At 60.7% G+C, this 14,440-nt stretch carries 9 protein-coding genes; 5 read left to right on the top strand and 4 right to left on the bottom strand.

Annotation, left to right across the window (positions count from 1 at the left end):
• Positions 1–258 precede the first annotated feature (258 nt).
• Positions 259–1,266, top strand: coding sequence for a type I glyceraldehyde-3-phosphate dehydrogenase (gene gap / locus J3364_RS05820; RefSeq protein WP_349557447.1), 1,008 nt, complete (start codon positions 259–261; stop codon positions 1,264–1,266).
• 90 nt (positions 1,267–1,356) lie between these two features.
• Entirely contained in the window at positions 1,357–2,805 is a 1,449-nt protein-coding gene (gene pyk, locus J3364_RS05815; RefSeq protein WP_349557446.1) for a pyruvate kinase, read from the top strand.
• Positions 2,806–3,163: 358 nt separating this feature from the next.
• On the opposite strand, the gene J3364_RS05810 is transcribed toward pyk, so the two are convergent.
• The 3 genes from J3364_RS05810 to zwf are packed head-to-tail and all read right to left on the bottom strand — an operon-like array spanning position 3,164 to position 6,028.
• Complete coding sequence (locus tag J3364_RS05810) at positions 3,164–3,817, bottom strand: bifunctional 4-hydroxy-2-oxoglutarate aldolase/2-dehydro-3-deoxy-phosphogluconate aldolase (protein WP_349557445.1); 654 nt, start codon at positions 3,815–3,817, stop codon at positions 3,164–3,166.
• Between the two features lie 29 nt (positions 3,818–3,846).
• Positions 3,847–4,566, bottom strand: coding sequence for a 6-phosphogluconolactonase (pgl, locus tag J3364_RS05805; RefSeq protein WP_349557444.1), 720 nt, complete (start codon positions 4,564–4,566; stop codon positions 3,847–3,849).
• Positions 4,553–6,028, bottom strand: coding sequence for a glucose-6-phosphate dehydrogenase (zwf, locus tag J3364_RS05800; protein ID WP_349557443.1), 1,476 nt, complete (start codon positions 6,026–6,028; stop codon positions 4,553–4,555). The genes pgl and zwf overlap by 14 nt, the downstream gene beginning before the upstream one ends.
• Positions 6,029–6,436: 408 nt before the next feature.
• On the opposite strand from zwf, the gene J3364_RS05795 reads away from it, so the two are divergent.
• The 3 genes from J3364_RS05795 to pulA all read left to right on the top strand — a co-directional run bounded on the left by J3364_RS05795 (position 6,437) and on the right by pulA (position 12,272).
• The gene (locus J3364_RS05795) at positions 6,437–7,309 is read left to right on the top strand and encodes a MurR/RpiR family transcriptional regulator (RefSeq protein WP_349557442.1); all 873 of its coding nucleotides are present in this window, start codon (positions 6,437–6,439) and stop codon (positions 7,307–7,309) included.
• Between the two features lie 294 nt (positions 7,310–7,603).
• The gene (lamB, locus tag J3364_RS05790) at positions 7,604–8,887 is read left to right on the top strand and encodes a maltoporin LamB (RefSeq protein WP_349557441.1); all 1,284 of its coding nucleotides are present in this window, start codon (positions 7,604–7,606) and stop codon (positions 8,885–8,887) included.
• A 226-nt stretch (positions 8,888–9,113) separates the two neighbouring features.
• Positions 9,114–12,272, top strand: coding sequence for a pullulanase-type alpha-1,6-glucosidase (gene pulA, locus J3364_RS05785; protein ID WP_349557440.1), 3,159 nt, complete (start codon positions 9,114–9,116; stop codon positions 12,270–12,272).
• A gap of 83 nt (positions 12,273–12,355) precedes the next feature.
• Here pulA and J3364_RS05780 read toward each other — a convergent pair whose 3' ends face one another.
• A complete protein-coding gene (locus tag J3364_RS05780) occupies positions 12,356–14,224 on the bottom strand; it encodes a SurA N-terminal domain-containing protein (protein ID WP_349557439.1) in 1,869 nt (622 codons plus the stop codon).
• Positions 14,225–14,440 lie beyond the last annotated feature (216 nt).

The following is a 14,440-nucleotide window of genomic DNA, read 5'->3' as shown; positions in this document are numbered from 1 at the left end:
GCTGCGGCGACCGGCCGTGATCACGGGAACACCACTCGGCCACAACTGTCCAATCAATGATCAAATTATCACATGACACGGCACTTATGGCCGTAATCCTACGTAATTTTTTTGTCTTTTTCACGAATTAATCTACATACCCGGAATTAATTTTGTTATGTTTACTACATCGAATTTGTAATCCGACCTGAAAGACCTCTAGTACAGGTCCATCAGGCCGCCGACCCGCACAACAATCACAGTCAGCGGAGGCCCGACATGACTACTCGCATCGCTATCAACGGTTTCGGACGCATCGGTCGCAACGTTCTGCGCGCCCTTTATGAAAATGACTACCGCAAGGACATGCAGGTTGTCGCCATCAACGATCTTGGCGACGCAGAAACCAATGCCCACCTGCTCAAGTATGACAGTGTACACGGCCGTTTCGGTGGCGAAGTCAGCCATGATTCCGAATCCCTGACGATGAACGGCGACCGCATCGGCATCAGCGCCGAGCGTGACCCGGCCAACCTGCCCTGGAAAGCCTTTGATGTGGACGTGGTGCTGGAGTGCACCGGCATCTTCACGTCTCGCAAGGCCGCCGCCGCTCACCTGGAAGCCGGGGCCCAATGCGTCATTATTTCCGCGCCGTCCGGCGACGCCGACGCCACCATTGTCTATGGCGTCAATGACGATACCCTGACCGCCGAGCACCAGATCATCTCCAACGCGTCCTGCACCACCAACTGCCTGGCGCCGGTGGTGAAGGCGATTCACGAGGGCGTGGGCATCGAAAGCGGCCTGATGACCACCATCCATTCCTACACCAACGACCAGAAGCTGAGCGATGTCTACCACAAGGACATCTATCGTGCCCGGTCGGCTACCCAGTCCATGATCCCGACCAAGACCGGCGCCGCTGCGGCGATCGGCAAGGTACTTCCGGAACTGGATGGCAAACTGGACGGCCTCGCCGTGCGCGTACCGACCATCAATGTCTCCCTGGTGGATCTGAGCTTTATCGCCGGACGCGACACGTCCGTGGAAGAGATCAACGAGTTTGTCCGTAAGGCTGCCGAACAGAACCCGATCCTCGGCTATAGTGAAGAGAAACTGGTCAGCGTCGATTACAATCACTCTTCTCTCTCCAGCATTTTCGACGCCAATCATACTCGTGCCAATGGCCGTCACGTAAAAGTCATGGCCTGGTACGACAATGAATGGGGCTTCTCCAACCGGATGCTGGACAATACGCGCGCCCTGATGGCCGCACACAAGAAGTAAGCGCCGCCGACCGGAACCACTGCTTCACTCACCCTGGGAGATCGCTTTTATCGAGCGATCTCCCGGTTAGCATCAGAGGACACGCTTTCAATGCTCAGGCGCACCAAGATTGTCGCCACGCTCGGCCCCGCTACGGACTCGCCGGAATCACTGGCCGGTATCATCGCAGCCGGTGTTGACGTCACCCGTCTCAACTTCTCCCACGGCAGTGCCAATGACCACATTGAGCGCGCCCGCCTGGTTCGTGAAACGGCCAAGGCACAGGGTCGCTTCGTCGCACTGCTCGCGGACCTGCAGGGCCCCAAGCTCCGCATCGCACGTTTTGCGGAAAACAAGATCACCCTACAGGCCGGCCAGACGTTCACTCTGGATGCCAGCATGGACAAGGAAGCCGGTGACAACGAACGCGTTGGCATCGACTACGAACAGCTCATCGAAGACGTCAAGCCGGGCGATATCCTGGTTCTGGATGACGGCCGTATCGAGATGGAAGTCGAAGCTGTCGACGATCACAGCATCACCTCCCGCGTATTGATCGGCGGCCCCCTGTCCAACAACAAGGGGCTGAACAAGCGCGGTGGGGGCCTGTCAGCCGATGCCCTGACCGAGAAGGACAAGCAGGACATCAAGACAGCCGCGGAACTGAATGCCGACTACGTCGCGGTCTCTTTTGTTCGCACGGCAAACGACATGCACACGGCCCGCGCCCTGCTACGCGAAGCCGGTTCCGAGGCGGCGCTTGTCGCCAAGATCGAACGCGCCGAACTGGCCCACAATCCGGACCAACTGGACGCCGTGATCGAAGCCTCCGACGCGGTCATGGTGGCCCGGGGCGATCTGGCCGTGGAAATCGGCGATGCGGAACTCGTGGGTGTCCAGAAGCACATCATCAACCGGGCCCGCAGCCTCGACCGCGTGGTGATCACCGCGACGCAGATGATGGAGTCGATGATCGACAACCCGATGCCGACCCGGGCGGAAGTCTCGGATGTGGCCAACGCCGTCATGGACTACACGGACGCCGTGATGCTGTCCGCCGAAACGGCTGTGGGCGACTATCCGAAAGAAGCGGTGGAAGCCATGGTGCGCATCTGTCTGGGCGCGGAAAAGCAGCCCTCGATGCACGTCTCCAAACACCGCATCCACGAAAGCATGGAGCGAGTGGACGAGGCGATCGCCCTGTCGGCAATGTACGCCGCCAACCACCTCGAGGGTGTGGCCGCGATCATCTGCCTGACGGAAACCGGCGCAACCCCACTGTTGATGTCCCGTATCAAATCCAGCCTGCCGATCTTCGCCTTCTCCCGTCATCACAGCACCCAGCATCGTGTGGTGCTCTATCGTGGCGTACAGACGGTTCCGTTCGATTCCCAGATCATTCCGAACGAGGAAACCAACGCTCGTGCCGTGGAGGAACTGATCCAGCGCGGGGTGGTGCAGAAAGGCGATCTGGTCGTGGTCACCAAGGGTGATTACGTCAACGCCCAGGGCGGCACCAACACGATGAAAATTCTGCGCGTGGGGGACACGATCCAGTAACCCCCACCCCACTCTTTCCGACGAACTGCGTGGTGCTCCAACCGACGTAGACTTGGCAGGAGAGCTTACTCCCGTTAGCTTCTCCTGCCCTTTTTCTTTCCCTCCTAATCCAATCTCACTCCAAACATTGCCTGATGGCTTCAGGATGAGGGGCACCTGGCGGCGCCTCAGAAGCTAAAGAATCGGCTACTCGCTCGAGTCTGCTGACAAATGCAGCCGACGCTTTAGCTTCGGAGCAGCCTGAAAGGCTGCCCACAAGTCACACGCAGCCGGCAGACTGGGCCTACGCCTACTTATTACCCACACAAAAAAGGGCGCCCGAAGGCGCCCAACCCAACTACTCTTTACAACCACCCAGTCACTTCAGCAGAGCCAGACTCTCCCGGGCGATGTTGGTCACGCGCTCCCAGTCACCGGCCTCGATCGCGTCTTTCGGTGTCAGCCAGCTACCGCCAACGGCAGCGACATTGCTCAGCGCCAGGTAATCCTTGGCCGTATCCTTGCCAATGCCACCGGTGGGACAGAACACCACGTCCGGGAACGGACCGGAGAAGGCCTTCAGGGCCGCCCTGCCACCGGACGCCTCGGCCGGGAAGAATTTGAAGTGACGGAAACCGCGCTGATAACCCATCATCATCTCGGAGAGGGTCGACACGCCCGGCAGCAACGGCGCCTTGGCGGTAATCGCATAATCGAGCAGCGCCTCGGTCAGACCCGGTGTAATCACGAATTGCGCACCCGCTTCCTCAACCTGCTTGTATTGCTCAACCGTGGTCACGGTACCCGCGCCCACCCACACATCGGGCAGCTCGGCGCGCAGCTCACGAATGGCATCCAGACCGTACGGCGTGCGCAAGGTAATCTCGAGGATGTTGATGCCACCGGCCACCAGCGCCCTGCCAAGCGGCAGCGCGTCCTCAGGCTTGTTAATGGCAATCACCGGCACCAGCGGGCAAGCTGCCAGCAGCGCCTGAACCTGTTGCCGATGGGCTTCTGTCAATAATGAAGGCATTGCAGATTGTCTCTCTGTATACGGGGAATTCAGGGGCTCCAGAACAGATTGAGCCCCAGGCTGAGGAATAACCGGATCGGCATCTCGCGCACGGCAGTCATGTCGTCCATGGCCGCGCGCAGGGTGTCCATCTTGTCCTCGCCTTTCAGGTGAAGGGCTATCCAGCCCGCGTTCTCCAGGGCCCGCCGAGTCAACGACAGGCGCGCCTGTCGCTGGGAAGCCGGGTGCAACGCCATACAACGGTCTGGCTGACTGACATCCAGCGCCCGATCAATTTCAGGCGCATCCGGGAAAAGGGAAGCCGTGTGGCCGTCGTTCCCCATGCCCAGCACCAGCACGTCCAGTGGCCAGGCCAGTTCGGACAGGGCCTGCTCAGCCAGCGGTTGACCCGCATTGGCGCTTTCATGCGCCTGCTTCATTCCGATAAAACGGGCCTTGGCAGCGGCGCCCTGCAGGAAATGCTCATGCAGCAAGCGCTCATTGCTGTCGCTGGATTCGAACGGCACCCACCGCTCGTCGGCCAGGGTGACGTCCACCCGCGACCAGTCCAGCGGCTTATCCCGCAGCCTTTCAAAAAACGGCTTGGGCGTGCTGCCACCAGACAGGGCTATGCTAGCCCGGTCGCGACTCGCCAGCGCCTGTTCGAGCTGTTCGGCAACCGCATCTGCCAGCTTGCCCGCCACCTCGTCGGCACTCTCTCCGATGACGGGATTCACAGTGGACGGCCAATCGATATCAGGCGTCTTCATACCAGCTCCTGCCATCACGGGTGATCAGGGCAATGGAAGCCACCGGCCCCCAGGTTCCAGCCGCGTAACGCTTGGGCGGCGACGCATGCTCTTCCCAGTTGGAGATGACCTGGTCCACCCAGCGCCACGCGTACTCCACTTCATCCCGGCGCACGAAGAGGTACTGGTTCCCCTTCATGGTTTCCCAAAGCAGCCGCTCGTAGGCGTCCGGGATGCGGGCCTGTTTGAAGGTTTCGGAGAACGTCAGCTCCAGCGGGCCCTGGCGCAGGCGCATGCCTTTGTCCAGCCCCTGATCCTTGGTCAGGATCTGCAGCGACATCCCCTCATCCGGCTGCAGGCGAATGATGAGCTTGTTGTTGGCCAGATGTTTCTGGTCCGGATCAAAGATGTAGTGCGGCGCCGGCTTGAAGTGGATGATGATCTGCGACAGCTTCTCCGGCATCCGCTTGCCCGTACGGATATAGAAGGGGACACCGGACCAGCGCCAGTTCGAGATCTCCGCTTTCAGGGCGACAAAGGTTTCGGTGGTGCTCCCCCGTACGGCATCCTCTTCTTCAAGGTAACCCGGCACCGGTTTGCCCGCCGCCGTACCGGCCGTGTACTGGCCGCGAACCAGGTGGGTTTCCACCAGATCCGGCGTAATCGGACGCAGCGCCTTGAGCACTTTGACCTTCTCGTCCCGGATGCTGTCCGCAGACAGGTCCGACGGCGGGTCCATGGCGATCAGGCACAGCAGTTGAAGCAGGTGGTTCTGGATCATGTCCCGCATCTGGCCGGCCTGATCGAAATAGCCCCAGCGGCCTTCGATGCCGACACTTTCCGCCACGGTGATTTCGACGTGGGAGATGTGGTCCTGGTTCCACTGCGAGGCAAACAGGTTGTTGGCGAAGCGCAGGGCGATCAGGTTCTGGACAGTCTCCTTCCCCAGGTAATGGTCGATCCGGAACAACTGGTTCTCGTTGAAGACTTCCGCCAGCTGATCGTTGATCTCGTAGGACGACTCCAGGTCGTGGCCGATCGGCTTTTCGACGACCACGCGGGTGGCCGCGTCAATGCAGTCGGTCTCCCTCAGGTTGCGGGCGATCATCCCGTACAGGGCCGGCGGTGTGGCCATATAGACAATCAGTGCCCCGCCACCGGATTCACGCCACTGACGCAGGCCGACGTAATCATCGGTGGTACCGAAATCCAGCTTGAGATAGTCGATGCGCGAGAGAATACGGGTCAGCACCTTCTCGTCCATCTCGGCCGACTTCACGTGCTCCTTGAGCTTGGCACGCAGTTGCTCCCGGGCACCATTGGTGTCCAGATCCTGCCGCGCCAGGGCGAGAATGCGCGTCTTGGGCGCCAGCAGACCGGCCGCTTCCAGTTGGTAGAGCGCAGGAAACAGTTTACGCTGCGCCAAATCCCCCAGCGCGCCGAACATGATCAGGTCACACTGGTTCTCGTTTTTCCGGCTCATTCTTGTGACAGTCCTTCAACCTGGTTTCTGAGGGATTCCGCGGCTGATCCATCGCAGACGACACCGTTGCTTTCAGACGGTGGCGTTGCTCGGGCGCCGCTATGTAGTAATTTTGACAAAATAATCGCATTAAAAAGGACGGATTCCAAGATTTTTTCGGATCTTTTGACTACTTTACTACACATGAGGCCGGTTAAAACCGGTATAATTCGCGCCCTTAACGGTCGCAAAGGCCCGGGACAGACTCTGTCTGTCGGGGCGAGAGAGCAACGGCCGGCGCAGCTCATGCTGAGCCAGCGATCAGTGGTTCGGAACGGCACGCGCGATGAATGACAACGCAGTACCGCGGAGCATCGTCGATTAATAACGCATTTTCAGTGAAGCAGAGTGATAGCGGGATAGCCAAACATGACGACAACAAACGAGACAGCCACGCCCAATCTGCTGGAACAGATCCAGGGCAAACTGGACACCCTGAACAAGTCGGAGCGCAAGGTCGCCGAAGCCATCCTGCGTGACCCCACCGCCGCCACTCGCTACAGCATTGCCGCCCTGGCCCGGGCCGCAGACGTCAGCGAACCGACCGTGAACCGGTTCTGCCGGGGCTTTTCCACGTCGGGCTTCCCGGATTTCAAGATCCAGTTGGCCCAGAGCATCGCAACCGGAACGCCGTACGTCAGCCAGAATGTGCGGCCGGACGATGACGTCGCCACCTTCTCCGACAAGATCGTGCTGAGCACCATCGCCAGCCTCGACAAGGCTCGCCAGGTGCTGAATCCGGTCGCCCTGGGTGCCGCCATCGATTACCTGATCCAGGCCAAACAGATCAACTTTTTCGGTATGGGTGGCTCGGCCCCCGTTGCCCTGGATGCGCAGCACAAGTTTTTCCGCTTCAATATTCCAGTCATCGCCTATGACGATGCGCTGATGCAGCGGATGGTCGCCGCCGGCAGCCATACCGGGGACGTGATTGTGGTGATTTCCTATACCGGCCGCACCCGTGAGCTGGTCGATATTGCCGAAGCGGCCCGCAGCAACGGGGCCACGGTCATCGGCATCACGGCACCCGACTCTCCCCTGTCTCACGCCTGCACGGTAGCACTGGAAGTCACTGCCCCGGAGGATACGGAGGTCTATATGCCCATGACCTCGCGCATCATCCACCTGATGATCATCGACATCCTGGCCACCGGCGTGACCCTCAAACGCGGCGCCGACTTCCAGAGCCACCTGAAGAAGATCAAGGACAGCCTCAAGCCGACGCGCTTCAGCGCCGAGTAAGCGCCCCGACAGCAGCGGCCAGCGCGGTCGCTGCTGTCCTCTCAGGCGCTACGCCCCTTCTCCCCCCTGACACTCCCCCCCTAATTCTCCGCCCCCGGATGATGCGGCACCGTTGTGCATTACGGAGTATGAATACGGGTTTCCCGATATATGGGCCGGAAGCCGACCAAGCGCGCCCTATCCGCGCGCTTCAGGCGGGTTCCGTTGCCTGGCCTGTCGGCCGCTGACCCGGCCGTCACCCCGGTGACGGGACCCTGGCGCTCAAACAAGACAAAAATGCACAGGATACAAATGATGCAAAACAACAAGAGAGCAATCTTCAGACTGACTCCGATTGCCGCAGCCATCGCCTCCGCTGCGCTGGCCACACCCGCTGCTGCTGTCGATTTCACCGGGTATGCCCGCGCAGGCGCTTCCACCAATCTCCAGAGTGGCGGTGAGCAAACCTGTTTCGGTAGCGGTGCAGCCGGACACTATGTGGGTCGTCTGGCCGATGAGTGCGACACCTACGCCGAAATCGGGCTGGGCGACGAACTCTATAACGAAGACGGAAAAACCTTCCGTTTCGATTCCATGGTGTCCTATGGCGCGGACAACCAGGGCAACGACTTCCAGAGTTACAGCTACAACGATAACGGTGGCGGCTACGACGGCGGCAATACCTCGCTGCGTCAGCTGTACATCTCCGGTAACAACGTCATTGAGTCGCTGCCTGGCGCGACTCTGTGGGCGGGTAAACGCTACTACCAGCGCCACGACGTCCATCATCTGGACTTCTATTACCTGAATGACTCCGGTTACGGCGGTGGTGTCGAGAACATCCAGGCCGGCGCCGGTAAGCTGTCGCTGGCGTTCATCAACCACGACAACCCGGACGGCGACGAATTCGTCCAGAACAACAAGCTGGATGTGCGATACGCGTTCCCGGTTGGTTCCAGCACCCTCATGCTGGCAGGTATCTACGGCATGGCCGACCTGACCGACCAGCAGGAAGACGCTGGTTTCAACGACGAGAACGGTTATTTCCTGACCGCGGAACTCTCCACCGGCATCATGGGTGGGTTCAACAAGTTCGTCCTGCAGTATGGCGCCGATTCCATGGGCTTCGCGGCCTTTGAAGCCGGCGGTGGTGGCCGTGTCGACAACGAAAATGATTCGAACGGAAGCTACATGGACAGCAGCTGGCGCATCCTGGATCACGGTGTGATTACCCTGGCCGGCAACTGGGAAATGGGCTACTCCGCCCTCTATCAGCAAGGCTCCGCGTCCAACAGCAATCAGGACGATGCCGAGCGCACCAGCATTGTCATCCGTCCGACCTACAAGTGGTCACCGGTTCTGAGCACGGCGGTTGAAGTCGGTTACGACGACGCCCAGTTCATCGGTGAGGACGAGTCCTCCAACCTGCAGAAGGTCGCCATTGCCCAGCAGTGGTCCGCCGGTGGCAACTACTGGGCCCGCCCGGTGATCCGTGCCTACGCCGCCACCTTCTTCGGTGACCGCGCGGAAGCAGCCCGTGCTGGCGAGGGCGTTGACGGTGACATCCAACTGGGCGTCCAGATGGAAGCCTGGTGGTAACACCCGCCTGATAACCGGCCGACCCTTCCTTCCCGGCCGGGAACTCAGTAGCCGAAAAACCTCCGCACCTCCGGGTCCGGAGGTTTTTTCTTGCCCTCCACCCCCGTTACGCCCCGCCTTCTACGCCGCAATGAATCATCCTCCAGAGGATGTGGAGAGACACCGCAACCGGCGACCATTTCCTTGCGCAGTACCAACAACAACAACCGTACAAGGAATGCTTCTCATGAATCAGCGCAAAACCCTTCCGCTGGTCCTGGCCTTCGCCCTTACGGCGGGGCTGACCGGCTGCAAGACCGATCAGGGCAATGACGGGTCGTCCGGCGGCGACACCACCGAGCCCCTGATCGACCCCGGCGCCAATGAGGCGGTGCTCTACTACAAACGACCCGACGCCACCTATGACGGCTGGGGATTGCATCTATGGAACACCGAGAGCTGCTCCGGGGTCGCGAACCCGACCGAGTGGACCAGCGCTCATGTCGCGGATGGCGTCAGCGACACTTACGGCGCCTACTACCTGATCGACCTGACCGATGAGGCCGGGTGCATCAACTTCATCATGCACAACGGGGACAGTAAGGACCTTGGTGGCAACGACATGATCTGGCATCTGGACGAGCTGGGCCGCCGGGTCTTTACGCTCAGCGGCTCCGGTGAGATCTACACCAGCCCGGTCAGCAGCGACATCACCATCGACGGCGCCAGCGCGCACTGGGTCGATCGGCAAACCCTGGTCTGGGACGATGCCGGGAACGCCGCCCGGGTCGAGTTGCGTTACGACACCGATGCCGGCATCCACGTCAGCGACGGCGCACTCGTTGGCGGACAGTCGGTCGAACTCACCGCCGGCACGCTATCCAGCGATGCGGCGGAGGCCTTTCCCCACCTGGCCGATTGGCCAGCCTATTCGGTGCCCATGGACGCCGACTCTCGCAAAGCAGCGTTACGGGGCCAGCTGGTCGCGGCGGCCTACAACAGCAATGACGAGCTGATGAGCGCCACGAAGGTGCAGATTCCCGGTGTGCTGGATGACCTGTATCGCTACGACGGACCGCTCGGGGCCACCGTCACCGGCAGCGGAGTCACGTTCCGGGTCTGGGCTCCGACCGCCCAATCCGTGCGCCTGCACGTCTTCGATAACGCGAAGACCGCGCTCACCGGCTACCCCGTCGATATGACAAAGGACGACGCTCATCCCGGTGTCTGGGAATACTCCGGACCACTCTCGCTGGACCGCCAGTATTACCAGTATGAGGTCACGGCCTATCATCCGGAGACCGGCAACGTCGAAGACGCCTTTACCACGGACCCTTACGCCCTGAGTCTCTCCACCAATGGCCAGTACGCGCAGGTAGTAGACCTGGACGACGCCGACCTCAAACCCAGCGGCTGGGACAGCCTGACCCCGCCCGCCGTCGACCAGCCGGAAGACGTTGTGGTGTACGAAACACACATCCGCGATTTCAGCGCCGGCGACAGTTCGGTACCGGCGGACGATCGTGGTAAGTACGCCGCCTTCAGCGACAGCGGCGGTGCCGGCGTGCAGCACCTGCAGCAACTCGCCGCGGCTGGTATCACCCACATTCATCTGCTGCCCACGTTCGACTTTGCCACGGTCAATGAAGACCCATCGCAGGTGGTCGATATCGACGACGACTTCAGTCGCCTGTGCGACCTGTCCGACGCCGCGGCGACCGAGTGGGCGGACCAATGCAGCGCCGGCAGCATCCGCTCAGTGCTCGAATCCTTCGACCCGACCACCGGCGATGCCCAGGCTCTCTACGACACCCTGCGAGGACTGGACAGCTTTAACTGGGGCTACGATCCGGCGCACTACACCGTGCCGGAAGGCAGCTACGCCTCAGACGCCGAAGGCGTGCCCCGTATCCTGGAATTCCGTCAGATGGTCAAGGCATTGACCGACATGGGTTTCAACGTGGTGATGGACGTGGTCTACAACCACACCAACGCCTCGGGTATGGCCGACAAGTCGGTACTCGACAAACTGGTGCCCGGCTATTACCACCGCCTGGACCCGCAGACCGGCGCCGTGGAACAGTCCTCCTGCTGCGAAAACACCGCGTCTGAACACGCGATGATGGAAAAGCTGATGACCGACTCCCTGGTCACCTGGGCCGACGCCTATGACATCTCCGGCTTCCGCTTCGACCTGATGGGCCATCACATGCTGCGCAACATGACGCACGCTTTAGCGGCTGTGCAAGCCGTCGATCCGGACACCTATTTCTACGGTGAAGGCTGGAACTTTGGCGAAGTGGCCAACAATGCCCGTGGTGTGAACGCGATTCAGGCTAACCTTGGCGGTTCCGGCATCGGCTCCTTCAATGATCGTCTGCGGGATGCCGTGCGAGGCGGCGGTCCGTTCGACGGGGGCGATGCCCTGCGTCAGAACCAGGGGTTCGCCAACGGCCTGTATACCCTGCCAAACGAGATGAACAGCGGCTCCGACGACGAGAAGCAGACCCTGTTGTCGACTCTCGACTGGATCCGTGTGGGCATTACCGGTGGCCTCAAGGACTTCAGCTTCGAGACCGCGTCCGGCGACGTCCGCACCGGCGCGGACATCGACTATAACGGTCAGGCCGCAGGCTACACCGAGGACCCGCAGGAGCTGGTGAACTACGTGTCCAAACACGACAACCAGACGCTTTGGGACAACAACCAGTACAAGATCGCCACCTCGGTCTCCAGCCACGACCGGGCCAGCATGCAAGTGATTGGCCTGGCGGTGCCGTTGCTGAGCCAGGGCATTCCGTTCATGCAGATGGGCGCGGATATCCTGCGCTCCAAATCCATGCAACGGGACAGCTACGACTCGGGCGACTGGTTCAATGCGGTGGACTTCAGCTACCAGGACACTGCCTGGAATCGCGGCCTGCCCCGGCAAGACAAGGACGGCGACAACTGGGACCTGATCGGTGACATCATCGCCAATCCCAATGCCGAACCCACCCAGGCGGACATTGCCTACGCCCGTGACGCCGTGGCCGATCTGCTGCGTATCCGGCGGGATTCACCGCTGTTCCATCTAACCACCGGCGCCGACGTCGAGCAGCGTCTGGCGTTCCACAACACCGGGCCGGACCAAATTCCCGGCCTGCTGGCTTTCAGCCTGGACGACGGCACTGGCGCAGGCGCCGATCTGGACAGTGCACGGGACGCACTGATGGTCATCATCAATGCCTCGCCCGATGCACAGACCCTGTCCACATCTCTGTCCGGCTTTTCGCTGCATACCGAACTCAATGGCGATGTCTCTGCCAACTTCTCGGGTGGCGACTTCAACGTGCCGGCGCTGTCGGTGGCCGTCTTCGAGCAGGTCCAGTCCGGCGCCCAGGGTACCGGCGTCCCTGTGAACTGATCACCTTCCCATCCATACTGCGCAGCCACAAAAAAAGGCAGGGCCTCGGCCCTGCCTTTTTCATGGTTTGAAACCCACCCGAATCAGGGGCGCTCCACCTCGGCACTGTCACGCAGTGACTGCACATAGGCGGCGTATTCACGCTGGCCACGCTGGTTGTTCAGGTACTGGGTCAGGGCCTTGATCTGGTCTTCCTTGCCCTCGACCTTGCCGTCGGTGACCTTGTTCAACGCGATGACCACGGCACGCTGGGCACCGTTCACCCAGTCGTAGGTGCTGCTGTCGTCACTGGCCGGGCGCGGCATGCTGAAGGCGGACCGGATCACGTCAAACTCAACGTCGCCGGCATTGCGGCTGACCGCATCGTGGCTTTGCCATTCACCGTTCACCGCAGCGGCTACGTCACCGGGTGCATCGCCCTGCTTAAGACGCTCAACCAACGCCTTGCTCTTGTCGGCCAGGGCTTCGCTGATCCGTTTGGCGCGCAGCTGATCGTGGATACGATCCTTGACCGCATCCAGCGACAGCTGCTCTTCCGGATGGTGTTTACGCACATGCGCGACCACCGAGGTGCTCTTGTCCACGTCGATGACTTCGGTGTTGAACTCGCCGCTGAGCACGTCGTCACTGAACAGCTGGCGCAGGAGGCCTTCGTGATCGAACGGAGCCTTGTTGCCCTTACGCTTCACATCGTCGCGAGTCTGGATGGTCAGGTTCAGGTCTTTGGCCGGTCCTTCCAGGCTGGGATCGGAATAGGCAATGTCCGCCAGCTTGGTCCGAATTTCGGAGAAGGTCTTGCCCGCTTTCTGGCGAGCCAGTTCCTGGCGCAGGTCGTCCTTCATCTCATCAAAGGAGGGCGCTTCCGTCTTGCGGACGCCGGTCAGCTTGATGATGTGGTAACCGTACTGGGTTTTGACCGGATCGGAGATCTCGCCGTCTTTCAGGCTGAACAGCGCTTTCTCGAACGCGCTGTCGTAGACGCCTTTGCCAGCGTATCCCAGATCGCCGCCCTGCTGGGCGGATGCCGGATCAGCCGAGTATTCCTTGGCCAGCTTGGCGAAGTCCGCACCGTCGGCCAGCTTCTTCTCGACTTCCTGAGCCGTTTTCTGGGCGTTGTCCCCATCCTCGATCAGGATGTGGGAGGCCCGGCGCTGCTCTTCGCCACCGAGGTCCTGCTTGCGTTGCTCATAGAGATCGCGCACCGCGTCCTCGCTGATGTCTTCCTGCTTGGCCAGGTCATCGATGGACAGGGTGATGTAGGACACATCGACGCTTTCCGGCTGAACGAAATCCGCCTTGTGCTCGTCGTAATACGTGGCGACATCGTCGTCGCTGATCTTGACGTCATCTGCGACGGCCGACGCTGGAATGCGCAGGGTCTGGAAGGTCCGGGTCTGAGACTGGATACGCAGGATGTCCTTCGCGGTCTGGGTATTGACGATGGCACTCTGGGAGATGCCGGCTCGGATCTGGTTGATCGCAAACTGCCGACGCAGCGCCTGGCGGAATTCCGCGACGCCCATTCCCATGTTGCGTACGGCCGCCACGAAGGCGTTGCGATTGAACTCGCCATCGACCTGGAACTGCGGCATGGAGGTGATCAGGCTATCGACATCCTGCTCGGACAGGGCCAGCCCCTGATCCTCCGCATCCTGGGTCAGCACGGTGCGCTGGATCAACCCTTCCAGGACCTGCTTGCGGATCTGGTCCTCATTGATCAGTGACGGGTCGGGATTATCCATCTGGGCCAGCTTCTGCTGACGCTGCATTTGCACGGTGCGGGTAAATTCTCGTTCGGTGATGTCCTTGCCATTGACGGTGGCGACTTCGGGCTCCCCCGAAAATCCGCCAATGATGGCGCGCACGCCAAACATGGACAAACCGATTACCAGCAGCACGATGATGACCTTCGCAATCGTGCTCTGGGCATTGTTCCGGATATCTTGAAGCATGTTCCTCCCAGACGTCAGCTCGGACCGGCAGCCTCGGTGTGACTATCGATGTTACTACCGGGTGTCCGCGTCAGGCCTCGTTCTTGTGTTCGTCGGGGTACCAGCGGCTGCCATGGACTCATGAAAGAGGCTGACGTGAGCAGCACACTGAACGTAAAAAGGCGCACCCGACAAGGGATGCGCCTCGAAATCTGTGGGGCAGTTATTCAGTAGATA

It is taken from the genome of Marinobacter sp. NFXS9 (assembly GCF_040148665.1).
Lineage (GTDB): Bacteria > Pseudomonadota > Gammaproteobacteria > Pseudomonadales > Oleiphilaceae > Marinobacter_A > Marinobacter_A mangrovi.
The sequence above is the reverse complement of the archived record's forward strand: the minus strand, read 5'-3'. Positions and strand labels throughout refer to the sequence as shown.